Consider the following 24142-nt stretch of genomic DNA (forward strand, 5'->3'; position numbering starts at 1 on the left):
TACGCTGCCGGCCAGTTGTACCGGTCGTTGAGCCGGATCCGCTGTGTCGCTGCTGCTTGCTCCGCTAGGCCTTGGACTCGCTGTGGCCTGGCTGGAGCTCCGTCATCGCATGCGGCCAGCCTCGCCGTTGCGGATGACCCCCCTCGACTGGCGCGTGGATGATCTGGGGGAATGTCTCCGCATCGAAGGCGTGCTGGAGATCAGCAACCCCCATCCCCGGATGGAGGTGTTTGTACCGGAGTTGCGGATCGAACCTGTGCTGCTGGGCTCCTCCGATCCTGCGGGTTTGGAGGTGACCACGCGGGTCATTGCGGACCATCCCGATGAGGAGACGCGAGCCGACGGCTATTGGGCGGCTTACATCGTCAAGGGACGCAAGACCACGCGGGCCCGGGTTTCGATCGAGATCACCGGTCCGACGCCATCGGCCCGGGTCGACAGCCTTTGGGTGGATGCGCACTGGGTGAATTACGGGCCTTTCGGTCGCTTGCAGCGTCGCCAGGGCGTGTTGGTTCCGCTGCGACGCCCTCAACCTCTGCAGCCCGAACAAGCCCGCTTCACCCCAGGGGAGGGGTGCCGCGTGTTGCCACTGCGCACCCACTTGCTTGGCCCCCTGGATGACGCCATTGACGTCTTGCGGACCTATGCAGCCGACTTGATCCAGCCCGGTGACATTCTCACCATCGGCGAGACCCCCGTGGCTGTGATCCAGGGGCGCTACCGCCATCCCAGTGAAGTTGAACCCGGCATGGTGGCGCGTCTGGCCTGCCGGGTGTTCCACCCCACCAGCAGCCTGGCGACGGCTTGTGGGATGCAGACCCTGATCGATCTGGTGGGCCCGACCCGGGTTCTCGCCGCCTGGCTGGGGGGGCTGATGATGAAGCTGGTGGGCATCCCTGGAGGGTTCTATCGCCTCGCCGGTGACCAGGCCCGCTTGATCGACGACATCACCGGCACCACACCGCCCTACGACCAGACCATTGTTCTGGGACCATCCTGGGCTGAGCAGTTCTGTCGTGAGGCCTCGTCCGCGCTCGGCGTTGATGTCGCCATCGTTGACGTCAATGACCTCGGCCGTGTGAAAGTTCTGGCCTCCAGCCCAGGTTGTGATGAGGGATTGCTGGGCCGGGCCCTGCGCCCCAATCCCGCCGGCAATGCCAATGAGCGCACCCCCCTGGTGTTGGTGCGGCCAGGCCTGGAATGAGCGATACATTGTGAGCAGATGGGGTTGGAGGTTGTCCGGTGGAAGAATCCAAAACAACCTCGCTTCGCATTGAGCCCCTCAACCCCGCCCATCTGGCGCGTTGGACCCAGGGTGCGCCCTTCAGTCAGCTCTCTCGTTTTCAGGGCTTTCTGATCGGTGAATGGCTCTCCAACGTCGAGCAGCGCTTCCCTGACCTTCTTCCCAGTCGCTCGCCGCGTTGCCTGGTGGCCCTCGATGGGGACCGCCCGGTGGCCAGCGTTGTGGCCCGGCCGTTCAACCGCCGCGGCAGCTGCTGGATCCTCCACCTGCCGGAGCTGCTGGGGTCGGCGGACGATCACAGCAATCGCGCCGTTCAGCAGGCCTTGCTTCAACAGGCGCTGCACTCCTGGACCGCCCAGATCTGCAGTTGGGTGATCCGCTGCCCGTCCACGGATGCTGAGGCCATCGCACTGCTGCGGGAGCTTGGCTTCCAACCGCTTCGCCCTTATCAGTGCTGGTGTCCACCAGATGCCGAGGCTGAGCCAACTGGCAGCGATCAGCTGCCTGCGGGGCTGCGCTGGGCGGCCTTGAACCGCCGCACCGCGCAGTTGCTCTGGCCGATTGAGCAGGGCGGCAGCCACAGCCACCTCCGCCAGATCACCGATCGTCATTGGCTGGATCTCTTGGACCGCCATGGCCCGGGTTGTGGGGTGTTGATGGCAGGAGAGGTTGTCCTGGCCGGCTGCATCCGCCTTCCAGATGCCGGAGAGCCCGGACTTGTGGAGCTCATGCGGGATGTGGCCTGGGATCCCCGTCTGGATCAGGCGCTGCCAACGGTGCTGAATGGAATCATTCGGCGAGGGCGTCCCAGAGGATTGCTCACGGCCTTTGACGATGCACCCCTGAGCCTGATCCTGGAGGCGGAGGGCTGGACCCGCGGCGACGAGCAGCTGCTGCTGGGACGCAGCATGTGGCGGCGTCAGTCACCCCAGCGCAACCTGCAGCTGACCCGATCGCTGGATCAGGTGCTGGGGCGCCTGCGGCCCCAGGGCACACCCCTGCCGACCCCAAGCCTGGGCGATCGGCGTTGATGCGGCCGCGACCCTGTTCGATTCTCAGCCTGGATGTGGGCCGGAGGCGCATTGGTCTGGCTGGCTGCGACCCCCTTGGCATCAGCGTGACGCCACTCACCGCGTTGCGTCGCGGTCGTTTTGATGCTGATCTGATCGTTCTGCGGGCCCACTGCTCTGAACGCTCGGTGCAGGGTCTCGTGGTTGGGTTGCCTCTGGATGCCGCTGGCCAGCCCACGGCCCAGGTGGAGCACTGCCAGCGCTATGGCCTGCGGCTGGCTGCCGCCCTTGATTTGCCACTGGCCTGGGTGAATGAGCACAGCAGCACCTGGGCTGCTGGTGAGCAATTCGGCTTGACGGGGGACCGCAGCGGACGTCTCGACAGTGCAGCCGCTGTACTGCTGCTGGAGCAGTGGCTGGCGGAGGGTCCGGAGCTCAAACCGGCCCAACGCCGTGCGTCAAGGTCGGGCGCCGGGGCGGCCGATGGTGGATCCTGAGCCCAGTCAGAGCCACGTCGATGTCTGAGTCGGGACCTGGAAAGAGCAGCGATCACCCCACCCTGCTGGTCCGCGATCGCGAGGGCCATGACCTGCTGTGTTTCCTTGAACACCTGATCCCGCTCGACGGCCAGGACTACGCCCTGCTGTCGCCCGTTGACACACCGGTGTCGTTGTTTCGGCTCAAGGATGATGCGGAGCCGGTGCCGATCACGGAAGTCGCCAGCAGTGAGCCCATTTTGTCGGTGGCTGATGTAGTGCTTCAGGAGCACGATCTGGTGTTGGTGCGATCGGCGATCACCCTCACGGTGAGTGGTGAATTGGATGAGCCGGATCAGGATGACCTCGATGAGCTGGAAGAGGACGACGACGTTGACGAGGATGCCGAGACCTTTGAGTTGCTGGTGAGCTTCATGGTCGACTCGGAGGAATACGGGCTCTACATTCCGCTCGACCCGTTCCTTGTGCTGGTGCGGATGGTGGATGGTCAGGCGGTGCTGCTGAGCGACGATGAACTGGACCGGGTTCAACCCCTGATCGAGGCGGAACTGGAGGAACGTGAATGGCCGGATTGAGGGAGCAGCACTGGTTGAAGCCTGATTGGGAGCCCGGTCTGACCATTGCTCAGCTCTCGCTGCCTCACCTCACGGCCCATGGTCTACGGGCGGCCGTCATCGACGTCGACCGCACCCTCCTGCCCGGACGTGATGTGACTCTGCCTGGGCCTGTGAGCGACTGGCTGGTGGATGCCGGCCGCCGCATGCAACTGCATCTGTTCAGCAACAACCCCTCCCGCGAACGGATCTCCGCCGTGGCCGAACAACTGGGGGTCAGCTTCACCTCCGGTGCTGGCAAGCCTCGCCGTGGAGCTTTGCGCAGCGTGGTTCGCGATCTGGCGCTGCCACCTGAAGCGATCGCGATGATCGGCGACCGCCTGTTCACGGATGTGCTCTGCGGGAATCGGATGGGGCTCTACACGGTGTTGGTTCGACCGGTTCGGGCGGACGGCAAGCCCTGCCGCCATGACCGTGTGCAGCGGCTCGAACGCGCCATGGCCCGCGCCATGGGGGCCCCTTCAATATGACCCTGTGGGTCGTTAAAATCGGCACCAGCCTGCTCAGGGGGGAGACCGCCGCCTCCATTGAGGGCTACGCCCGCTGCTTTGCCGGCGCCATGGCCCGTGGCGACCAGGTGGTGCTGGTCACCAGTGGTGCCGTGGGGCTGGGCTGCCAGAGGTTGGCCCTGTCCAGCCGACCCGACACGGTGGTGGCCCTGCAAGCGGCAGCGGCCATCGGCCAGGGCGCGTTGATGGCTCTGTATGAGCGGGCGATGGCCCGCCACGGTCGTTCCGTGGCTCAGGTGCTGTTGACCCGCTCCGATCTGGCCGATCGCCGTCGTTATCAGAATGCCTCCGGCACCTTGCGGCAGTTGTTGAGCTGGGGGGTGCTGCCGGTGATCAACGAGAACGACGCCCTGTCGCCGGCGGAGTTGCGCTTCGGCGACAACGACACCTTGTCGGCGTTGGTGGCCGCCGCCGTTGAGGCACAGCAACTGATCCTGCTCACCGATGTTGATCGCCTCTACTCTGCGGATCCGCGGGTCGATGCCAACGCCGAGCCCATTTCGGATGTCCACCATCCCCGCGACCTGGATCAACTGGAAGAGGGGGCTGGCGACGGTGGTCGCTGGGGCACCGGGGGCATGACCACGAAGCTGGCGGCAGCCCGGATCGCCACCGCCAGTGGCATCACCGTGCAGCTTGCTGATGGTCGCGACCCCAACCGCCTTGAGGCCTTGCTGCAGGGTGGACGGGGGGGAACGGTGTTCCATCCCCACCCCGAACCCCTGGGGAATCGACGCAGTTGGCTGGCCCATGTACTGCGACCTGAGGGTGAATTGCAGCTGGATGCCGGGGCCTGCGCCGCGCTGAAGCACCGAGGGGCGTCATTGCTCCTGGTGGGTGTCACGGATGTGCGGGGCGACTTCGCCGCCAATCAGGCCGTTCAGTTGCTGGACCCCGATGGTCTGGATGTGGGCCGTGGCCTTTGTTCGATGGCCAGCGATCAGCTGCAGGCCGCCATCAACGCTCCATCGTCGGGTGGGCCCTCACCGGTGGTGGTGCATCGCGATGTGCTAGTGCTGCGCGGCCGGTAACCACGTCTACGATCCGCCCGAATGCCCTGGCTGCCATGCGTTTCAGCACCCTGATCAAGGTTCTGCAGACCGGGGATGCAGGCTTGCGCTGGAGCCAGGCCGGCTTGGATCCATGGCTTGAGGGTGCCGCTTCTCTCGACCAGGCCTCAGCAGCACAACTCAGCTTCCTGGAGAAGGGCAATGCCCTGACAGCCGCTTTGGGCGCCAGCGGCGTCGGCGCTCTGTTGCTGCCTGACCAGCAGGATCTGATTGATCTGGCTTCTGAGCGTGGCATCGCCTTTGCGGTCTTCGCTGATCCGCGTCTGGCCTTTGCCGAAGCCCTGGATCAATTGCATCCACGCCGTCGACCGTTGGCGGAGATCCATCCCTCGGCGGTGATTGCTGATCGCGCCGTGGTGGGCCCGGGCAGTGCTGTCGGTCCACGGGTCTGCATCGGAGAGGGAAGCTGTGTCGGTGCTGACTGCATCGTTCACCCCGGGGTTGTGATCTACGACGACGTGGTGGTGGGGGATGGTTGCGAGCTGCACGCCAATGCAGTTCTGCACCCCGGAAGCCGCCTCGGGCCCGGCTGCGTGGTGAACTCCAATGCCGTTGTCGGGTCCGAGGGCTTCGGCTTCGTGCCGACGGCGAAGGGATGGCGAAAGATGCCGCAGACCGGCCAGGTGGTTCTTGAAGAGGGCGTTGAGGTCGGTTGCGGCACCACCATCGACCGCCCCTCTGTGGGGGAGACCCGCATCGGTGCCGGCACCAAGATCGACAATCTCGTCCAGATCGGCCATGGCGTCACCACCGGGCGTGGCTGTGCCTTCGCGTCCCAGGTGGGGATCGCCGGGGGGGCCCGGATCGGGCATGGGGTGATCCTGGCAGGCCAGGTGGGGGTGGCCAATCGCGCGGTGGTGGGTGACCGTGCCATCGCTAGTTCCAAGAGCGGGATTCACGGTGAGGTGGCCTCTGGTGAGGTGGTGAGCGGTTATCCCGCGATCCCCAACCGCCTCTGGTTGCGTTGCTCTGCCGCCTTCAGCAAGTTGCCGGAGATGGCCAAGACCCTGCGGGAGCTCAAACGCGACTCCCCTCAGTAACCTCAGCGGTCGACCTGCCGCACGCACCGTCATGGCTCAGCACCGCGTTGTTCTCCTGCCCGGTGATGGCATCGGCCCCGAGATCACCGCTGTCGCCCGCCAGCTGCTGGAGGTGGTGAGCCAGCGCCATGGGTTTTCGTTGAGCTTCGAGGAACAGCCCATCGGCGGCAGCGCCATCGATGCCACCGGAGAGCCACTGCCCTCCAGCACTCTGGAGGCCTGCAAGGCAGCGGATGCGGTGTTGCTGGCGGCCATCGGCAGCCCGCGTTTCGACAGCCTGCCCCGCGAGAAACGGCCGGAAACCGGTTTGCTCGGCCTGCGCGCCGGCATGGAGCTGTTTGCCAATCTGCGGCCGGTCAAGATTGTTCCGCCCCTAATTGACGCCAGCAGCCTCAAGCGCGAGGTGATCGAGGGCGTGGACCTGATGGTGGTGCGGGAGCTCACTGGAGGCATCTACTTCGGTCAGCCCAAGGGACGCATCGAGGCCGAGGGGGAGGAGCGCGGTTTCAACACCATGACCTACTCCGCCTCGGAGGTGGATCGGATCGCGAAGGTGGCCTTTGAGATCGCCCAGGAGCGGCGGGGTCGCCTCTGTTCGGTGGACAAGGCGAATGTGCTCGATGTGAGCCAGCTCTGGCGGGACCGCGTGGATGCCATGGCGCCCACCTATGGCGGTGTGGAGGTGAGCCACATGTATGTGGACAACGCGGCCATGCAGCTGGTGCGTGCTCCCCGCCAGTTCGATGTGCTGCTCACCGGCAACCTCTTCGGCGACATCCTCAGCGACGAGGCGGCGATGCTCACCGGCTCCATCGGCATGCTGCCGTCGGCGTCCCTCGGCAGTGAGGGCCCTGGTCTGTTTGAGCCTGTGCACGGGTCGGCCCCCGACATCGCCGGTCAGGACAAGGCCAATCCCATGGCCATGGTGTTGTCGGCCGCGATGATGCTGCGCATCGGCCTGAAACAGACCGCGGCTGCTGATGATCTTGAGGCTGCTGTCGATGCCGTTCTGGCCGGCGGCTTCCGCACCGGTGATCTGATGGCAGAAGGCTTCACCCAGCTGGGTTGTCGCGCCATGGGTGCGGAATTGCTCAAGGCTCTGTAGGCCGGGGATTGGTGCAATCGGGCCCTGATCTGGCAAGATCGCCGAGCCAGTAGTCCCTGCGTCGATGTCGAAGCGTCATCCGGTTGTCGCTGTTACCGGTTCTTCCGGAGCTGGAACCAGCACCGTCAAGCGCGCCTTCGAGCACATCTTTGCGCGGGAGGGAATCACCCCTGCAGTGGTGGAAGGAGACAGCTACCACCGCTACGAGCGGATGCCCATGAAACAGGCCATGGCGGATGCCCTGGCCAAGGGTGAGAACTTCTCCCACTTCGGCCCTGAGGCCAACCTCTTCGACAAGCTCGAGGAACTGTTCCGCACCTACGGCGAGACCGGTGCCGGCCAGAAGCGCTACTACCTCCACAGCCCTGAAGAAGCGGCCGAACACAACGCCCGTCTCGGCGTCAACCTCGAGCCGGGACAGTTCACCCCTTGGGAAGACATCCCCTCGGGCACTGATGTGTTGTTCTATGAGGGCCTTCACGGTGGTGTGAAGGGTGCGGGGTACGACGTCGCCGCCCTGGCCGATCTGTTGGTGGGCGTGGTGCCGATCACCAACCTCGAGTGGATTCAGAAGATCCATCGCGACAACGCTGAGCGTGGTTATTCCGCTGAGGCGATCGTTGACACGATCCTGCGCCGGATGCCCGATTACATCAATCACATCTGCCCGCAGTTCAGCCAGACCGATATCAACTTCCAGAGGGTTCCCACGGTGGACACCTCCAACCCCTTCATCTGCCGGAACATCCCGACGCCGGATGAAAGCTTCGTGATCATCCACTTCCGCAAGGGTGCTCGTGAGAAGTGGGGGATCGACTTCGGCTACCTGCTGAGCATGATCCACGATTCCTTCATGTCCAGCCCTACCAGCATCGTCGTGAACGGCGGCAAGATGGGCTTCGCCATGGAACTGATCCTCACCCCGATCATTCACCGCATGATCGAAGAGAAGAAGAAGCTCAGCTGAACGCTTCTCGACACAACAATCATCTCTACAATGGGCCCATCTGAGTGATCAGGTGGGCTTTATTTCTTGGTCAACGCCCTCCTTTGAAATCCGTGGAGCCTCGGGGGGGCCGCCCGTTCCACGCTGGGATCGGATTGACAGCCGCTCGCTGATCGCCCAGGCCCGTCAGATCTATTTCGCCTATCTCTCCAGCACTCCCGCAGGGCCTGAGCCCCTTGGTGTCGTTGTGGATCCGCAGGACCCCGATGGGCGTGTGGTTTTCGAAACGCCAGTGCTGCTGCCGGACGAGGAATTCATCGCGATCGATCTGATCCGGGGGCGTACGAACCGTGGTCGGAACCGATGGAAGGGTTGAACTTGACCTGGATGGCGCTGGTGGGCGCCTTCGTTGGCAGTTTCACCAACGTGGTGGCGTGGCGCTTGCCCCGCGAGGAATCGGTGGTCTTCCCCGGTAGCCACTGCCCGAAATGTGGCCATGCCATCCGCTGGCACGACAATCTGCCGCTGTTCGGTTGGCTGTTGCTGAGGGGGTGCTGTCGCGATTGTGGGGCCTCGATCAGCTGGCGCTACCCCGCTGTGGAGATCCTGAGTGCTGGCCTATGGATGTCGGCGACGTTGGTCTGGCCAGGTGCTGGCGGGGGCCTGCCTGATCTCTGGCTGCCGTGGGCTGGTCTGCCTCTGATCGCGTTGCTGCTGCCGCTGGTGTTGATCGATCTGGATCACCTTTGGTTGCCGGAGCCCTTGTGCCGCTGGGGGGTGGTGCTTGGTCTGCTCGTCAGCACTGCTGCTGGGATCCCTGTGCTTGCCAGCCATTTGATCGCTGCTGTGCTGGCCTTGCTGCTGTTGGAAGCGCTCAGTGCTTTGGCCGAAAGGCTGTTGGGGCAGCCTGCGCTGGGTCTCGGCGATGCCAAGTTGGCGGCGCTGGGTGGGGCATGGCTCGGCCCAGCAGGCATCGCTGCCGCCATGGCCATTGCGATTGTGTCGGGCGCCCTGGTCGGAGGCACGGCTCGTCTGATGGGCCGTCTGGGCCCCAGGGAGCCCTTCCCCTTTGGCCCCTTCATCGCCCTGGGGATCTGGTTGGTCTGGCTGACCGGTGCACTCTGGTGGTGGCAGGCCTGGTTGCTGCTATCGGGCGTCTGAGCCGGCCGCCGGAACCAGGTCCGGCTTTTAATGGTGGGAGCTGACAGCCTTGTGTGTCTCTGTTCGACTGGTTCGCTGATCGCCGCAAGGGTCAGTACGTCGCCAACGTCAAACAGGAACCGGATGAAGGTGATGGCCTGTGGAGCAAATGTCCGGAGTGTGGCCAGGTCGTTTATCTCAAGGATCTGAAGCTCAATGCCAGTGTCTGCGCCAACTGCGGCTACCACCATCGGATTGACAGTGCCGAGCGCATTGCACTGATCGCTGATCCAGACAGTTTTCAGGTGCTGAATGCCGATCTGTCGCCGGTGGACCCCCTCGGCTTCAAAGACCGGCGGGCCTATGCCGACCGCCTGCGTGAAAGTCAGGCTTCAACGGGGTTGCGAGATGGTGTGGTGACAGGTCTGTGCCGGGTGGAAGGCATTCCCATGGGATTGGCGGCGATGGATTTCCGCTTCATGGGGGGGTCAATGGGATCGGTGGTCGGCGAAAAGATCACCCGTTTGATCGAGGAGTCCACCGCTCGAAAGCTGCCGCTGCTGATTGTCTGTGCCTCCGGCGGTGCCCGGATGCAGGAGGGGATGCTCAGTCTGATGCAGATGGCCAAGATCTCGGGCGCGCTGGAACGCCACCGCGATGCCGAGCTGCTCTACATGCCCTTGCTCACCCACCCCACCACCGGTGGCGTCACAGCAAGTTTTGCCATGTTGGGCGACCTGATCCTGGCGGAGCCTAAAGCGTTGATTGGCTTCGCTGGACGCCGCGTGATCGAGCAAACCCTGCGGGAGAAGCTTCCCGACAATTTCCAGACGGCTGAATATCTGCAGGAGCATGGGTTCGTGGACACGATCGTTCCCCGCACCCAGTTGCGATCCACCCTGGCCAATCTGCTGCGTTTGCATGGCTGTAAACCGATGGAGCTCACCAGCGCATGATCAGGTTGGGTCTTGCTCTGATGCTGGGGTGGATCTGCTGGGCAGCCCCTGTGTTGGCAGCTCCCGTCGAATGGATTGAGGTTCCCGTCACTGACGCGGGTCAGCAATGGTGGGATCGCGGCAGTGTGCGCATGGATCGGGATGGTTTTCGAACGGTGCTGAGCCGGTTCACACCGGCGGCGACAGACGACGGAAATCAGCCTCCTGGGGAGCTCTATGTGATGCAACTGGACTGCGCGCAGGGTCTGTATCGCGACAAACAGGTGAATGGGTTGCCGCGCTTTCGTGCCCAATGGCAGCCTGCCGGGGACGACGGGCTGATCACGTCGGTGATTGAGGCTGTGTGCACCGAACCCCTCTCCAGCTGACATGTCTCCACAACCCATTGGTGTTGCCGTTGCCGGACTTGGCTTTGGAGAGAAGGTGCATCTTCCGGCCCTTGCCGCAGCATCTGATCTTCAGGCGGTTGCGCTCTGGCACCCTCGGCAGGAGCGGCTGGATGCCGCCACGGCCGTTCATGGGCTGAAGGGGTACACCGACTGGGACGCGCTGTTGGCTGATCCCGCCGTGGAGGCGGTGGTCATTGCGACTCCCCCGGCACCACGCTTTGGCCTGGCCCGTCGCGCCCTTGAGGCGGGCAAGCACCTCATGCTGGAGAAGCCCATCGCCCTGCATGCCGATCAAGCCAGGGAGTTGCAGCGGCTGGCCATGGCACGGGGACTGTCGGTGGCTGTGGATTATGAATACCGGGCTGTTCCCTTGTTCATGCAGGCCGCACGCCTTCTGCAGGCCGGTGCTGTCGGCACGCCTTGGCTGGTGAAGCTCGACTGGCTGATGGGCAGCCGTGCCGATCCTCAGCGCGGCTGGAATTGGTATGCCCAGGCCGATCAGGGCGGAGGTGTGATCGGAGCTTTAGGCACCCATGCCTGCGACATGCTGAATTGGTTGATCGGCCCCATGGAATCCCTCCAGGCCGTGAACAGCGTCTCGATCAAGCAACGCCCACAGCCTGGGGGCGGCCTGGCGGCTGTGGATGCCCCCGATGTGTCGCTGCTGCAGGCCGTGTGCCATTGGCAGGGAAGGCCGGAGCAGCCGGTGCCGGCTCAGGTCAGCCTCAGTTCCGTGTCGCGCAACGGTCGCGGGTTCTGTCTAGATGTGGTGGGGGCCTCGGGATCGCTGCTGCTCAGCAGCACCAATCAGAAGGACTACGTCCATGGCTTTGAGCTGCAGCATGCCCCGCTCGGTGAGCCCTTCCGCTCGCTGGAGCCGGATGCCGACCTCACCTTCCCGGAAACCTGGTCGGATGGCCGCATCGCCCCTGTGGCTAGGGTGCTGGGCTGGTGGGCCGAGAGCATCCGCACGGGCCAGCCGATGGTTCCTGGCTTGAGCGAAGGTGTGATGAGCCGGGACGCATGCGATCGGGTTGAAGCGTCAGTTGCTCACCTTTGATTGCGCAAAATGATGCAATCTTCTGGTTTCAATTCAAGGACCTTTCTGTAACCAAAGTGCCTTTGTTTTTAGGTTTGTTTTGAAGAATTGGCTTTGTTCGGACCGACGCGATGACTCTTGCGGATTACAGCTCGGAACTGATGGCCACAGCACAAGCCCTTGCTACCCCTGGCAGGGGGATCCTGGCTGCTGATGAATCGACCAATACGATCGGCAAACGTCTTGGCTCCATCGGGGTCGAGAACACGGAATCGAACCGTCAGGCCTACCGCGGAATGCTGTTCACAACAGCAGGCTTGGGTGAATTCATCAGCGGGGCCATCCTGTACGAAGAGACCTTGTTCCAGAGCCACCCCGATGGTGACTCCATGATCGACAAGCTGGGCAAGCTTGGAATCATCCCGGGAATCAAAGTCGATCAGGGTCTAAAGCCCCTGGCGGGTGGCAACGCCGTCGAAACGCTTTGCACCGGCCTTGATGGGTTGGTGGAGCGTGCAGCCGACTATTACGCCCAGGGTGCTCGGTTCGCCAAATGGCGTGCTGTGCTGCAGATCACGGCAGATGGCTGCCCCTCAGCACTCTCTGTCCGCGAAAACGCTTGGGGCCTGGCCCGTTATGCCCGTTCCGTGCAGGAATCCGGCTTGGTACCCATCGTGGAGCCTGAAATCCTGATGGATGGCAACCACAGCATCGAAACCACCGCTCGAATTCAGGAGCGCGTCATTCAGGAGGTATATCACGCCTGCTTCGCCAATGGAGTCTTGCTTGAGGGCACGCTGCTGAAGCCCTCAATGACCGTTCAAGGTGCGGATTGCCCAGAGAAGGCAGCCCCGGAAACAATCGCAGCCATGACGGTGCGAACCCTGGAGCGCAGTGTTCCTGCCAGTGTCCCCGGCATTGTGTTTCTCTCTGGAGGCTTGAGTGAGGAAGCAGCTTCGATCTACCTCAATCAGATGAACAGCATTGAGCGCAAAGCCAAGTGGAACCTCGGCTTCTCCTATGGCCGTGCTCTGCAGCACTCCTGCCTTCAGGGTTGGGGTGGTTCCAACGTCGAAGCCGGCCAGAAAGCACTGATTGCAAGGGCTCAGGCCAACTCTGAAGCCTCACGCGGCCAGTATGTGGCTGGCTCTCAGCCGTCGTCGGACGAGCAGTTGTTTGTCGCCGGATACACCTACTGAATTCGTTTCACCAAGCGGTTCGGTGCGTTCGACTGAGTTTGGTGACAATTTGAACACAACTAGGTAAACTCGTCGCCCGGCGGAATCTTTTCCGTCAAGGTTCCGTATCAGACTTTTCCTATGGCGCTCGTTCCGCTTCGGCTTTTGCTCGACCATGCCGCTGAAAATGGCTACGGCATTCCTGCGTTCAATGTGAACAATCTGGAGCAGGTCCAGGCGATCATGGAAGCGGCTGATGAGACCGACAGCCCTGTGATCCTCCAGGCCTCCCGTGGAGCCCGTAGCTACGCCGGCGAGATCTTCCTGCGTCACCTGATCCTGGCCGCCACCGAGACCTATCCCCACATCCCCGTGGTGATGCACCAGGACCACGGCAACGCCCCTGATACCTGCTACTCCGCTGCCATCAACGGTTTCACCTCCGTGATGATGGACGGCTCCCTCGAGGCTGACGCCAAGACCCCCGCGAGCTACGACTACAACGTCAACGTCACCAAGCAGGTTGTGGACTTCGCCCATTCCGTGGGTGTGAGCGTTGAGGGTGAGCTCGGTTGCCTGGGTTCTCTGGAAACCGGCAAGGGTGAAGCGGAAGACGGCCACGGTTTCGAGGGCGAGCTGTCCAAGGACATGCTGCTCACCGATCCCGCTGAGGCTGCTGACTTCGTCGCCAAGACCAAGTGCGACGCCCTGGCCATCGCCATCGGCACCAGCCACGGTGCTTACAAGTTCACCCGCAAGCCCACGGGTGAAGTGCTGGCCATCAGCCGCATCGCTGAGATCCACAAGGCCATCCCCAACACCCACCTGGTGATGCATGGCTCCTCCTCCGTTCCCCAGGAATGGCTGGAGATGATCAACAAGCACGGTGGTGCCATCCCCGAGACCTACGGCGTTCCCGTCGAAGAGATTCAGGAAGGCATCCGCAACGGTGTTCGCAAGGTAAACATCGACACCGACAACCGTCTGGCCTTCACCGCTGCTGTGCGTGAGGCTGCCATGGCTGACCCCTCCAACTTCGATCCCCGCCACTTCAACAAGCCGGCTCGGAAGTACATGAAGCAGGTCTGCCTGGACCGCTACCAGCAGTTCTGGGCTGCCGGCAACGCCAGCAAGATCAAACAGGCCAGCATCACCCACTATGCCGGCCTCTACGCCAAGGGCGCGCTTGATCCCAAGGCAGCTGTAGCCGCCTGATTCACGGATTCATTTCGTTGTTTGGGGGCCCTTTGGGCCCCCTTTTTTTGTGGATGGCTGATGCCGATGATGACGGCTTATGGATTCTGGATCTGCAGGTCGATTCGATTGTTGTTCTTACGGTTTTCCGCTTCGATCACAATCTCTTCAGGATCTGCGATCACGGTGATCAACTGTCTGCCGCTGGGGAGTGGCAATGACAGGCTGAACTCTTCGCTTTCGCCCGCATTTAACCAAGGGATTCTGATGTAACGACGACTGCTGAAGCGGTCATTGATCACAACGACAACGCCGACATCACTGACGTCCATTTCGCCCGCATTCACAACACGAAAACGAAGGATTTCATCGTCGTAGCTGATCTTTTCGATGGCCATATCGCTTCCCAGGGCCCTGAGCGACTGGAGCGGATAGAGCCAGAGGCGTTCGAGTTGTTTGAGTCGGGTTGAAGCATGTTCATGGTGAAGGTGCCCCCCAAAGCTCAGGTCGGTGCTGCATCCGTGGAGATGCAAGTGGGCACCCGGCTGTGGAACGGTGACACGCCCGAGCTCCGGTTCTGTGTCAAAAAAACCACAGCAATCCCAATGCATCTTGCTTCCCAGATATCGGATTGCATCGTTGGTGCTCTCTGGGGGCTGCGACGACAGTCGGTAGTGCTGGAGCATGTCGTAGATGCTTTGACCATCTCTTGATGCTCCGGCTTCACTGGTGGCGACCGTCATGTTGCGCCGCTGCTGGCCCATGCACAGCTTTGAGGCCACGGTGATCACCAGTTCATGCCAGTTGGTCAGCATCCGCACCCCGTAGATGGGTGCGGCCTCGAGGGTTCCGGACCGTTGCCCCTGGGCAATCGCTTCTGCCACCAGGGTTTGGAGCGCTGTGTTTTCGGAGGGGCCGAGCGATTCAATGGCGACGGGACGTCGCAGGCTGGTGGCATCCCTTGTGAAGCACACATAGGGGAAGTGGCCACTCCCATCGCCGGAGGAGAGTTTGACGATGCTGCCGTCATGGGCGACGCAACGCCAGATGGCCGATGTGGATGCGTTCTCCAGAAGAAAGCTCAGTTCACCGTTGTCAACGCTGGTCGTGGTCCCAAGCCCCAGCACGTCGCCTTGCAGAGGAATCCGTTCCAACGGCAGATGTTCGCGGACATCGCCCTGAATCAGATCGGACACCGTGTTCGCGATGGTGAGGTCGGCCACGACGTTGAGCTGCGCTGGTCCACCGCTAGCGGTAAAGCACACGAAGCACCACGGCTTTACCCCGGGATCAAGCCATCAGGCTGAGCAGACCACGCCCTCCATCCAGTTGCGCCTCGGCCCCCAGAGGCAAGGCCTGGTTGGGGCGTCCGTGGCCCACTGGCACATTGAGCACAAGCGGAATGCCCAGATCGCCCAGGCGTTCCTCCAGGATCTCCTCCATTGTGAAATCACCGGGCAGGATGTCGTCCTTGGCCCAGCTGAAGCGTCCGCAGGCTACCCCCGCCAGGTCTTGCAACAGCCCAGCGCTTCTCCACTGGGTCAGCATGCGGTCGACCCGATAAGGCGCTTCTCCAACGTCTTCCAGCACCAGGATGGCGCCCTTGAGGGTGGGAAGCCAGGGTGTGCCGATCAGATGGGTCGCCACGGTCAGGTTGGTGACCACCAGGGGGCCACGAGCGATCCCCCGCCGTCTTGGTTCGCCTTGCAGTGGCGCCACCGGACGCCCACACAGCAGATCCACGGTTCGTTGCCACTGCGCATCCGTGCCGCCGCTTGAACCATGAATGGCCCCCGGCAGGCCAGCGGCCCACTGAGCCAGCAGCAGGGAGCTGGTGTCGGAGAAGCCGAGGCTCCATTTGGGCCGTCGCGGAAAGCGGAAACCGGCTTCGAGCACACGGGCAGCCCCCCAGCCACCCCCCAGGGTCAGCACGGCGTCAACCGTTGGATCATTCCAGGCCGCTGTCAGATCGCTGACGCGCTGCCGGTCGGTTCCGGAGAAGTAGCGCCATTGACGGGTGACTCCTGCGGGGATCTCCAGCCGCCACTCCTGCTCATGGCAGCGGTCGAGCAGCGGTTGCAGATCGGTCTCTGGATCCATCCATGTGCCGGGGTTCACAGCCCGGATGCGTGATCCCGGTTTCAGGGGGGCCAACCCCTGCTCTGCTCCCCTGGCCATGGGGGAGAGGAGGGCCGTGGTGACGGTGGATGCCCCTGAAATCAGCAGCGAGCGGCGGGTTGGCATCAACCCACCAGGGCTTCGAGCATGCCTCGACCGTCGGTGCCTCCGGTGGCTGGATCACAAGCCCGTTCCGGGTGGGGCATCAGCCCCAGAACCGTGCCGCTGGTGTTGGTGATGCCAGCGATGTCGGCCACGGATCCATTGGGGTTGTTCCCGTAGCTGAGGGCAATGGCGTCGTCGTCCTGAAGCTGTTTCAGCGTGTCGTCACTGCACTGGTAACGGCCTTCTCCATGGGCGATGGGCAGGGTGAGCCTCCCGCCACACTCGGCGTACTTCTGGGTCCAGGCCGTGCGCTGACTCACCACCTTGAGAGGGGCGTCTTCACAGATGAAGTGCAGGTCCCGGTTTCGGGTGAGGGCACCGGGCAGCAAGCCCAGTTCTGTCAGCACCTGGAATCCGTTGCAGATCCCGAGCACGCGGCCGCCCTTGGCTGCAAAATCAATCAGCGACTGCAGGGCTGGTGCGAAGCGGGCAATGGCACCGCAACGCAGGTAGTCGCCATAGCTGAAACCGCCCGGCAGAACAATGGCATCCAAGCCACTCAGGTCGGTCTCTTCATGCCAGACCCGGCGGGTGCTCATGCCCAGGCACCCCTCGGTGGCCCACTGCACATCCCGATCGCAGTTCGAGCCGGGAAAAACGATCACCCCGATGCTCATGAGTGCTGCAGCTCCAGCGTCCAGTCTTCGATCACGGGGTTGGCCAGCAGACGATCACTGAGCAGTTCCAACCTGCGGCGTGCCTCCGTTTCATCGGGAGCCTCCAGCTCCATTTCCACGGCTTTGCCGATCCGCAATTTGCTGAGGCCCTCCACCCCAAGACGTTCAGCGGCACCGCGCGCGGCTTCTCCGGCAGGATCGAGCACGGAGGGGCGCAGACGCACAAGGACGCGGGCTTGAAAACGCGGCACGATCAGCAACTGGTCTGATCGAATCCTGACAGAGACCAAACCCTCACCCAACCCTGAAGAGTTCCGGTGCTCCTCGCGGGCGTGACCATCGCCTGGTCGCATGGTGAAGAGGAGGCCTCTGGCCACCGTGCTGCCCTGGGCGTGTCTGTGCTTCGCATCCAGTTTTGGACCCTTGTGCTGCTGCTGTTCGGCAGTGCTGCAGGCGGCGTCTCCGCCGCCGCGGCCACGATGCGTTGCCGCATTGGTCAGCAGCCCTGGAGTCCCTGCCGCATGGTCGTCGCGCGTTCAGGTCAGCGCTGGGCGTTGACCTGGGATCAGCAGCGCGTCGACTTCGTCCATGACGGCAGCGGTCAGATGATGGTGCGGGTTGGTCGGAATCAAGCCTGGCAGCAGGTGCAACCCTTCTGGACGGCGGATCGAAGTCTCTGTTGGGGTTCTGTCTGCGCGACCGGTGCCATCCCGTTGGAGTGAGGGCGAAGTGATAAATCTGTTGCGGAATCATGTTGCCAATGGCTGTTTTTTCTCTCTCCTGTTCCACCTGCGGAACAGCCATTGAGATTCCAGGGCGATACGGCTTCAAGTTGAAAAACGCCGGCATCACCAACACGGTGTGCACCAGCTGCCGCCAGGGCTCTTTTTTGGAATCAAGGCGCGACAACACGTCCCATCAGGGAAGCCTCGGGGTGAGCCCTGCTCAGCGTCACCTGCTGCCCTTCGCCGCTGCGGTTGCGGGACTGGCCCTGTTGATCGGTGGTGTTCTCTGGCGTTCGGCAGCCCTGCCCCCTCAGGATGCTTTGCCGGTGAGCGAATCGCCCTCCAGATAAAGCGTCTGGCTCGGGAATGCAAATTGGATGCCCGCTTGGGCAAAGGCGTCCATGATCCCGAGATTGATGGCTTGCTGTTCGTTCAGTGCAACGGTGAAATCGCGTGTATCGATGTAATAAACCAACTCAAAATTGAGACTCGAATCGGCGAATTCCGTGAAGTGGCAGCGGTCGAAGCGGCTGTGCTCCTGAGCATCAATGATGGATTGAATCAAACTGGGCACAGCCTTCATCTGATCCAGTGATGTGTCGTAAGTGACGCCAATCGAATAGATCATGCGTCGTTGTGCCATTTTGGCGAAATTGAGGATGGTGGAGCTCGTCAGCGATGAGTTGCTCATGACGACTTGTTCACCACGCAGGCTGCGAAGATGGGTGGAGCGCACACCGATTCGTTCAACGGTTGCTGAAGTTGACCCCACTGAAATGAACTGACCCACCGAAAACGGTTTGTCCAGAAGAATCATCAAATAGGCAAACAACTCCTGCGCCGGCTCCTTCAGGGCCAGGCCGAGGCCGATGCCGCCTGCACTGAGCAAGCCCCAGATCACCGTCATCTTCACGCCCAGACTCTGAAAAAGCACCAGGGCACCGATGCCCCAGACCACCGCTCTGAGCAGTGGCAATAAATTCTGAAGCAACTGTTCGAGATCTGAAGCGCCAGTTCGTCTGGCAACACCTGTGAGGAACCGTGAACCAACCCGATTCACAAGACGAATCAGAACGATAGTTCCAATAACCCTCAGGGCCGTGTCATAGACCCACTCCACGTTGATGGGTAAACCAAGTTCCTCCATGTTGAGGATCAGCACCATGACAACCCCGAGTGGTATCAGCGAATCCGCCAGGGCATTCAGAACAAAGTCGTCAAAGCTGGTTTTGCTTTTCTTGGTGAAGCGAGGCAAAACTTTCCGGCATAACAACGACAAAAACAGGGTGACGCTGATGCCGATCAGAACCTTGACCAAGAACACACCCAGATTCATGTCGTCTGCCGTTTTGAGGCTGAATTGTGTAGTGGATGGAGGAGTCTGGCAAGAACCCTTCCGCTCACGCGCGCCGAAGCACCAGGGTCAGGTTGTTGGCGGGCATGGAGACCACGTCGTTCAGCTGGAAGCCAGTGCTTGCGGCCATGGACGTGATCGTGTTGACGTCGCGTAGCCCCCACTGGGGGTTCCGGTCTCTGAGGGATCGGTCGAAGGCGGCGTTGCTCACGCTCGTGTGGATGCCATGACGCGTGAAGGGGCCGTAGATGATCAGCGGGGCTCCGCTGGGCAAGAGCAGAGCTGATTCCTCAAGCACGGCCTCGGTGCAGGGGGCTGGACTGATGTGCAGCAGGTTGATGCAAACCACAGCATTCAGTGACGTGCGCATGCTCTGGGGCAGGGGCCAGGGTCGCCTCTGAACATCGAGGTAGAGGGCTGCTGGCATGACATGGCTCAGCCCCTGGTGCTGGATCCAGGCGTTGATGCTGGAGCGATGCTCCGGGTTTGGATCGCTGGCCTGCCAGCGCAGATAGGGAAAGCGCTGCTGAAAGAAGACGGCGTGCTCACCACTGCCGCTTGCCAGTTCGAGTACGGCCCCTGAGGCAGGCAACATCTGGTTCAGCAGGTCTCCGATGGGGCCGCGGTTGCGTTCTGTGGCCGGGAAAAAAAGCCGTTGGTCCATCGTCAGCTCGGGCAGGGGGCAGCGCTCTGGCTGCAGTGGCGGCGCAGCTCGGCCAGCCAGGCTTCCAGTGCTGCCAGGGCATCCGGCTGCAGGCGGTAATAGATCCAGCGGCCGCTCTGGCGGTCCGTCAGCAGCCCCGCCTCTCGAAGCACCCTGAGATGAAACGAGAGCTTCGACTGGGAGAGGTTGAGATCACTGGTGAGGTCACAGACGCATCGTTCGCCCTGCGCCAGTGCATGGATCACGTCGAGGCGGATCGGGTCGGCCAGTGCTTTGAGCAGTTGCCTCGACTGCTCCACATTGAGGGTGTTCTGGATCACAAGAGCCGCGCCGCCCGATCTGCTTGGATCAACATAATTTGATGGATGGTTGGGGTCGGCATGCGCATCGGCATCAATGGTTTTGGGCGCATTGGCCGCCTGGTGTTCCGGGCTCTCTGGGGCCGGCCCGGGATCAACCTGGTGCATGTCAATGATCCCGCTGGCGACGCTGCAACGGCGGCTCACCTGCTGGAGTTTGATTCTGTGCATGGTCGCTGGGACCGGGGGATTACCAGTCGTGCTGATGAATTCAGCGTGGAGGGAGCTGCACTCACCTGGTCCAGCGAAAAAGACCCCACTGCTGTGCCCTGGAGTGATCGGGGGGTGGAGATGGTGCTCGAAGCCAGCGGCACGATCAAAACGCCGGAGACCCTCAACCCCTATTTCGAGCAGGTGGGTTTGAAGCGCGTGGTGGTGGCCTGTCCTGTGAAGGGTGTGGTTGCTGGCGAGGACGCGCTCAACATCGTTTACGGCATCAACCATCACCTCTATGAACCGGTGCGGCACAAGTTGGTGACGGCCGCCTCATGCACCACCAACTGCCTGGCGCCGGTGGTGAAGGTGGTGCACGAGGGCTTCGGCATCGAACACGGCCTGATCACCACCATTCACGACATCACCAACACCCAGGTGCCGATTGATTCCTTCAAGAGCGACCTGCGGCGGGCGCGCTCCGGTCTCACCTCATTGATCCCCACCACCACCGGCTCGGCCAAGGCGATCGCGATGATCTTCCCTGAGTTGAAGGGCAAGCTCAATGGCCATGCCGTCCGTGTTCCTCTGCTGAATGGATCGCTCACCGATGCGGTGTTCGAGCTCAAGCAGAGCGTCACGGTGGAGCAGGTGAATGCTGCCTTCAAGGCCGCGGCGGAGGGACCGTTGCAGGGAATCCTGGGGTACGAAGAACGTCCGTTGGTGTCCTGCGACTACACCAACGACAACCGCAGCTCGATTGTCGATGCCCTCTCGACGATGGTGGTTGATGGCAACCAGCTGAAGGTGTTTGCCTGGTACGACAACGAATGGGGCTACAGCTGCCGCATGGCTGACCTCACTTGCCACGTGGTTGCGTTGGAGGCATGAAGCTCTCCCCCCTGCAGCAGTACGGCATCGTCACCGTCAATTACTGGGCCTTCACGCTCACCGATGGAGCCCTGCGGATGCTGGTGGTGTTCCATTTCCATCAGCTCGGCTACACCACCCTCGAGATCGCGTTCCTGTTTCTCTTTTATGAGTTGTTTGGGGTGCTCACCAACCTGTACGGCGGTTGGATCGGTGCTCGCTACGGGCTTCGGCTCACCCTCTGGGTGGGGACGTTGCTGCAGATTCTTGCGTTGTTGATGCTGATGCCCGTCGCCGCCAGTTGGCCGAAACTGTTGAGCGTGATCTATGTGATGACTGCTCAGGCCATCAGTGGCATCGCCAAAGATCTCAACAAGATGAGCGCCAAGAGCGCCATCAAGACGGTGGTTTCGGAAACTCCGGAGGATCAGCAGCAGGGGCAGCAGCAGCTGTTCAAGTGGGTGGCGATCCTCACGGGATCCAAGAACGCCCTCAAGGGTGTGGGTTTCTTTCTCGGTGGGGTACTGCTCACCGCCTTTGGCTTCAATGCTGCCGTGGGCTGGATGGCGGCAGGCCTCGCCCTGGCCTTCCTGCTCACGCTGGTGCTGCCTGGGGAGATCGGAAAGATGAAGTCCAAGCCGGCCTTTTCGGCGCTGTTTTCCAAATCTCAGGGCATCAATGTGTTGTCCCTGGCGCGCTTCTTTCTTTTTGGTGCCCGGGATGTTTGGTTCGTGGTGGCCTTGCCCGTGTTCCTTGAGGCCTCCCTGGGCTGGAGCTTTGGGGACATCGGTGGCTTCCTCGGTCTCTGGGTGATTGGCTACGGCATCGTCCAGGGATCAGCGCCGGGTCTGAGACGGCTCTGGGGGCAAACCACATCCCCGGGTGTGTCTGCTGTGCAGTTCTGGAGTGCCCTGCTCACTGCCATACCTGCCCTGATTGCGGTGGCGCTGTGGCACCAGGTGGATGTGGCAGTCGCCATCACCGCAGGCCTTGCTGCTTTCGGCGTGGTGTTCGCGATGAATTCGTCGATTCACTCCTACATGGTGCTGGCGTACACCGATGCGGAGAACGTCAGCCTGAAAGTGGGGTTCTATTACATGGCCAATGCCGCCGGACGGTTGGTGGGCACGTTGCTCTCGGGGGCGGTATTCATGCTCGGCAGAACCGAAGCCGCGGGCATGCAGGCCTGTCTCTGGGCTTCATCCCTGCTGGTGTTGTTGTCTTGGCTCAGCAGCCTCAGACTGCCGGCTGTGCGACATGTCCCTGGATGAAGAGAATTGCTGCGGCGCTGTTGATGGCCCTGGCCCTGCCGTTCTCCAGTCGTGCCGAACTGCAGTCGGTTCGGGTGCTGAGCATCAGCAACGCGCAGCAGCTGCTGGTGGAGCTGGAAGGTCAGGGCAGAGCGGTTCGGCTGGCTTGCCTCCAGGCACCGCGACGCAGTCAGACGCCATGGTCAACGCAGGCATCAGGGGCGGTCCATGCGTTGGTGAAGGTGGGAGACCCGGCGTTGTTTGAGCTTCGCTCCCGCGATGTGTATGGACGCCTGGTGGGACGCCTCCTGATCGACGGAGAGGATCTCGGGGCTGCCTTGATTCGGCAGGGCGCGGTTGTTGCCTGGGATGGCTTCCTTGGACGTTGCGACGATCTCGACTATTCCACCCTGGAGCGGGAGGCCGCATCCGGGGGGCGCGGGGTCTGGTCAGCGCAACCGCCGTTCGAGCGTCCCTGGGATGTGATGGAACGCGAAGGCGATGGTGAACCCTGAATTTCTGCTGAATATCGTCGTGTTGGTAGGCATTCAGACACCCGAAAACCGGGATTGTCTGCTGAATGGTTTTATTCGCTCCTGATCTGATGCGTGATGAGCCTGGCAGTCCCGATTGTCGTTTGGTGATCGACGCCAAGCAATCCCTGGAGGATGTGCTGCGTTTGATCGCAGATCTGCCCCATACCGATCACATGCGGCGGCAGCTGCTGTCGGTGTACAACCAGCTGGAGGGCATGCATGATCTGAAACGCAGTGGTGGTGCCAATGTGTCGTTTCGTTCGGCCGATTGGAGTTCCTCGGCGAAGTGATGCGGCTCGCACCGATAGGGTCGGATGTCGCCTGTTCGCTGTTCTGAGTGATGTTTGAAAACGACCGACGTCCCGCCTGGTTGAACTGGGTGTTTCTAGGAATGTTTCTGTGGTCGTCGTGGCAGCTCTTTGGCTTCTGGTCTCAGAGGCTCAGCGGTTGAGCCGCTGCAAGGTTGATTGACGGGGGTGTCTTAAAACAGCGTGCTGGTCAGACGCAGAGTTCCCCACAGGTCAAAAACGCAAAAAATCAGGCCGATCACAATGATGTCCCAGGCTTTGTGACGCAGGGCCCAGGGCGCCAGAAACAGTTCTGCGACTCCGTGGAGTGCTGTGCCAACCGCGATGTGCTCGAGCACCAGCAGACCATGGGCCAGCAGGAACAGCGCACTGGCGATGCATCGCATTAGCACTTGCCAGGAACCGAGCAAACCTGCAGGACGGGATGGTTCGACACCCTAGGGCGTGTTGACGTCTTGACTCAAGTCCGCAGCATGTGTGAGTCAATGCTTTCAGGGAATGTCTTGATGGTTGAGTCAAAACTTCTGATCGCTAAGTTGCAGGTCTTGTTCCGTTCAGTTCTCTGATGCAACTTCAAAGCTGGAAAGCTGGATTGGCAGGCAACTCAGGAAGCGCAAAGAGTTGCTTTATAACCTCGGTGCGATTTCGTCCTATGCATCGATGCTCACATTTTTTTGGTAGGCATCGACATGTGGCTCACCAAAGAGGATCCCAAACATACCCTGGTGATGTATGCGGCTTTGAAGTTTTTTACGATAGTGGTGATGGCTCCCTATAAATGGGGCAAAAATGGATGCGCATTAAAACATCGGTTGGCATGCGGGTGTTCGGTATGTCGCTGGTGATTTATTTGTACTGTTGGATTGTGTATCGATGAAATGTCTTGATCTCATTTGATATGTTTGCGCTGCTTTGATTCTAATATCTTGAACTCTCTGTTGGTTGTCTCAGGAAAGCTGGGGGAAGCTCTCATTCATTTCCCAGAGTTGTTCGGCTGGTACATCGTTGACTTGGCATTGATTAAGGCCCATTTGCGTGAACAGCGGAATCCATGGATTTGGTGCCCCCGCTGCCCGCCGCGCGTCGCGTCTTG

The 24142-nt window shown here is 61.6% G+C and carries 30 protein-coding genes; 22 read left to right on the top strand and 8 right to left on the bottom strand.

Going from position 1 to position 24142, the window contains the following annotated elements; all coding sequences use genetic code 11:
• Positions 1 to 43 precede the first annotated feature (43 nt).
• The 16 genes from KR52_RS06595 (at position 44) to fba (ending at position 13951) form a co-directional block, all read left to right on the top strand.
• Positions 44 to 1204 carry a F420-0--gamma-glutamyl ligase gene (locus tag KR52_RS06595; protein WP_038553882.1) on the top strand — a complete coding sequence of 387 codons (1161 nt, stop codon included), beginning with the start codon at positions 44 to 46 and terminating at the stop codon, positions 1202 to 1204.
• Positions 1205 to 1242: 38 nt separating this feature from the next.
• Complete coding sequence (locus KR52_RS06600; RefSeq protein ID WP_038553884.1) at positions 1243 to 2274, top strand: hypothetical protein; 1032 nt, start codon at positions 1243 to 1245, stop codon at positions 2272 to 2274.
• Positions 2274 to 2750: a Holliday junction resolvase RuvX gene (ruvX, locus tag KR52_RS06605; protein ID WP_038553886.1), complete on the top strand. Its 477-nt coding sequence runs from the start codon at positions 2274 to 2276 to the stop codon at positions 2748 to 2750. Before KR52_RS06600 ends, ruvX begins: the two co-directional genes overlap by 1 nt.
• A 20-nt stretch (positions 2751 to 2770) precedes the next feature.
• Complete coding sequence (locus KR52_RS06610) at positions 2771 to 3325, top strand: DUF3727 domain-containing protein (protein ID WP_038553888.1); 555 nt, start codon at positions 2771 to 2773, stop codon at positions 3323 to 3325.
• Positions 3313 to 3834, top strand: coding sequence for a YqeG family HAD IIIA-type phosphatase (locus KR52_RS06615; protein ID WP_038553890.1), 522 nt, complete (start codon positions 3313 to 3315; stop codon positions 3832 to 3834). The genes KR52_RS06610 and KR52_RS06615 overlap by 13 nt, the downstream gene beginning before the upstream one ends.
• Positions 3831 to 4904, top strand: coding sequence for a glutamate 5-kinase (gene proB, locus KR52_RS06620; protein WP_038553892.1), 1074 nt, complete (start codon positions 3831 to 3833; stop codon positions 4902 to 4904). Before KR52_RS06615 ends, proB begins: the two co-directional genes overlap by 4 nt.
• A gap of 35 nt (positions 4905 to 4939) precedes the next feature.
• Complete coding sequence (gene lpxD, locus KR52_RS06625; RefSeq protein WP_038553894.1) at positions 4940 to 5983, top strand: UDP-3-O-(3-hydroxymyristoyl)glucosamine N-acyltransferase; 1044 nt, start codon at positions 4940 to 4942, stop codon at positions 5981 to 5983.
• A gap of 31 nt (positions 5984 to 6014) precedes the next feature.
• Positions 6015 to 7088 (top strand): 3-isopropylmalate dehydrogenase, encoded by a 1074-nt coding sequence (gene leuB, locus KR52_RS06630; protein WP_038553896.1) that lies wholly within the window; start codon positions 6015 to 6017, stop codon positions 7086 to 7088.
• Between the two features lie 64 nt (positions 7089 to 7152).
• Positions 7153 to 8055: a phosphoribulokinase gene (locus tag KR52_RS06635; RefSeq protein ID WP_038553898.1), complete on the top strand. Its 903-nt coding sequence runs from the start codon at positions 7153 to 7155 to the stop codon at positions 8053 to 8055.
• 61 nt (positions 8056 to 8116) lie between these two features.
• On the top strand, positions 8117 to 8410 hold the full coding sequence (locus tag KR52_RS06640) for a hypothetical protein (RefSeq protein WP_038556977.1): 294 nt from the start codon (positions 8117 to 8119) through the stop codon (positions 8408 to 8410).
• On the top strand, positions 8398 to 9195 hold the full coding sequence (locus KR52_RS06645) for an A24 family peptidase (RefSeq protein WP_038553900.1): 798 nt from the start codon (positions 8398 to 8400) through the stop codon (positions 9193 to 9195). The genes KR52_RS06640 and KR52_RS06645 overlap by 13 nt, the downstream gene beginning before the upstream one ends.
• A 53-nt stretch (positions 9196 to 9248) precedes the next feature.
• Entirely contained in the window at positions 9249 to 10130 is an 882-nt protein-coding gene (accD, locus tag KR52_RS06650) for an acetyl-CoA carboxylase, carboxyltransferase subunit beta (RefSeq protein WP_038553902.1), read from the top strand.
• The gene (locus tag KR52_RS06655; protein WP_038553904.1) at positions 10127 to 10498 is read left to right on the top strand and encodes a hypothetical protein; all 372 of its coding nucleotides are present in this window, start codon (positions 10127 to 10129) and stop codon (positions 10496 to 10498) included. Before accD ends, KR52_RS06655 begins: the two co-directional genes overlap by 4 nt.
• A 1-nt stretch (position 10499) precedes the next feature.
• Positions 10500 to 11579, top strand: a complete 1080-nt coding sequence (locus KR52_RS06660) for a Gfo/Idh/MocA family protein (protein WP_038553907.1) — start codon at positions 10500 to 10502, stop codon at positions 11577 to 11579.
• A gap of 110 nt (positions 11580 to 11689) precedes the next feature.
• On the top strand, positions 11690 to 12757 hold the full coding sequence (locus KR52_RS06665; protein WP_038553909.1) for a class I fructose-bisphosphate aldolase: 1068 nt from the start codon (positions 11690 to 11692) through the stop codon (positions 12755 to 12757).
• Positions 12758 to 12877: 120 nt separating this feature from the next.
• Entirely contained in the window at positions 12878 to 13951 is a 1074-nt protein-coding gene (gene fba / locus KR52_RS06670; RefSeq protein WP_038553911.1) for a class II fructose-bisphosphate aldolase, read from the top strand.
• Between the two features lie 77 nt (positions 13952 to 14028).
• Here fba and KR52_RS06675 read toward each other — a convergent pair whose 3' ends face one another.
• From KR52_RS06675 to purS, 4 genes are read right to left on the bottom strand one after another with little or no spacing between them, the layout of a single operon-like run.
• Entirely contained in the window at positions 14029 to 15195 is a 1167-nt protein-coding gene (locus tag KR52_RS06675) for a CARDB domain-containing protein (protein ID WP_253912330.1), read from the bottom strand.
• Positions 15196 to 15220: 25 nt separating this feature from the next.
• A complete protein-coding gene (locus KR52_RS06680; protein ID WP_038553916.1) occupies positions 15221 to 16174 on the bottom strand; it encodes an LD-carboxypeptidase in 954 nt (317 codons plus the stop codon).
• The gene (gene purQ / locus KR52_RS06685) at positions 16174 to 16830 is read right to left on the bottom strand and encodes a phosphoribosylformylglycinamidine synthase subunit PurQ (protein WP_038553918.1); all 657 of its coding nucleotides are present in this window, start codon (positions 16828 to 16830) and stop codon (positions 16174 to 16176) included. The genes KR52_RS06680 and purQ overlap by 1 nt, the downstream gene beginning before the upstream one ends.
• Positions 16827 to 17081 (bottom strand): phosphoribosylformylglycinamidine synthase subunit PurS, encoded by a 255-nt coding sequence (gene purS / locus KR52_RS06690; RefSeq protein ID WP_038556979.1) that lies wholly within the window; start codon positions 17079 to 17081, stop codon positions 16827 to 16829. The genes purQ and purS overlap by 4 nt, the downstream gene beginning before the upstream one ends.
• Before the next feature lie 66 nt (positions 17082 to 17147).
• Here purS and KR52_RS06695 point away from each other — a divergent pair, with 66 nt between their 5' ends.
• Both KR52_RS06695 and KR52_RS06700 read left to right on the top strand, forming a co-directional pair.
• The gene (locus tag KR52_RS06695) at positions 17148 to 17552 is read left to right on the top strand and encodes a hypothetical protein (RefSeq protein ID WP_051834294.1); all 405 of its coding nucleotides are present in this window, start codon (positions 17148 to 17150) and stop codon (positions 17550 to 17552) included.
• 38 nt (positions 17553 to 17590) lie between these two features.
• Positions 17591 to 17905, top strand: a complete 315-nt coding sequence (locus tag KR52_RS06700; protein WP_038553920.1) for a hypothetical protein — start codon at positions 17591 to 17593, stop codon at positions 17903 to 17905.
• On the opposite strand, the gene KR52_RS06705 is transcribed toward KR52_RS06700, so the two are convergent.
• The 3 genes from KR52_RS06705 to KR52_RS06715 form a co-directional block, all read right to left on the bottom strand.
• Entirely contained in the window at positions 17866 to 18879 is a 1014-nt protein-coding gene (locus tag KR52_RS06705; protein ID WP_371257707.1) for a mechanosensitive ion channel family protein, read from the bottom strand. The genes KR52_RS06700 and KR52_RS06705 overlap by 40 nt on opposite strands.
• A 76-nt stretch (positions 18880 to 18955) precedes the next feature.
• Positions 18956 to 19573: a DUF938 domain-containing protein gene (locus KR52_RS06710; protein WP_038553924.1), complete on the bottom strand. Its 618-nt coding sequence runs from the start codon at positions 19571 to 19573 to the stop codon at positions 18956 to 18958.
• A gap of 2 nt (positions 19574 to 19575) precedes the next feature.
• Complete coding sequence (locus tag KR52_RS06715; RefSeq protein WP_038553926.1) at positions 19576 to 19893, bottom strand: metalloregulator ArsR/SmtB family transcription factor; 318 nt, start codon at positions 19891 to 19893, stop codon at positions 19576 to 19578.
• 60 nt (positions 19894 to 19953) lie between these two features.
• Here KR52_RS06715 and KR52_RS06720 point away from each other — a divergent pair, with 60 nt between their 5' ends.
• The 4 genes from KR52_RS06720 (at position 19954) to KR52_RS06735 (ending at position 23031) form a co-directional block, all read left to right on the top strand.
• Positions 19954 to 20976 (top strand): ArsJ-associated glyceraldehyde-3-phosphate dehydrogenase, encoded by a 1023-nt coding sequence (locus tag KR52_RS06720; RefSeq protein ID WP_038556983.1) that lies wholly within the window; start codon positions 19954 to 19956, stop codon positions 20974 to 20976.
• On the top strand, positions 20973 to 22226 hold the full coding sequence (arsJ, locus tag KR52_RS06725) for an organoarsenical effux MFS transporter ArsJ (protein ID WP_038553928.1): 1254 nt from the start codon (positions 20973 to 20975) through the stop codon (positions 22224 to 22226). Before KR52_RS06720 ends, arsJ begins: the two co-directional genes overlap by 4 nt.
• Positions 22223 to 22720, top strand: coding sequence for a thermonuclease family protein (locus KR52_RS06730; RefSeq protein WP_038553930.1), 498 nt, complete (start codon positions 22223 to 22225; stop codon positions 22718 to 22720). The genes arsJ and KR52_RS06730 overlap by 4 nt, the downstream gene beginning before the upstream one ends.
• An 89-nt stretch (positions 22721 to 22809) precedes the next feature.
• A complete protein-coding gene (locus tag KR52_RS06735) occupies positions 22810 to 23031 on the top strand; it encodes a hypothetical protein (RefSeq protein ID WP_038556985.1) in 222 nt (73 codons plus the stop codon).
• A 191-nt stretch (positions 23032 to 23222) separates the two neighbouring features.
• On the opposite strand, the gene KR52_RS06740 is transcribed toward KR52_RS06735, so the two are convergent.
• Positions 23223 to 23435 carry a hypothetical protein gene (locus tag KR52_RS06740; protein WP_038556987.1) on the bottom strand — a complete coding sequence of 71 codons (213 nt, stop codon included), beginning with the start codon at positions 23433 to 23435 and terminating at the stop codon, positions 23223 to 23225.
• Between the last annotated feature and the right edge of the window lie 707 nt (positions 23436 to 24142).

The organism is Synechococcus sp. KORDI-52 (assembly GCF_000737595.1).
Taxonomy (GTDB): Bacteria; Cyanobacteriota; Cyanobacteriia; order PCC-6307; family Cyanobiaceae; genus Parasynechococcus.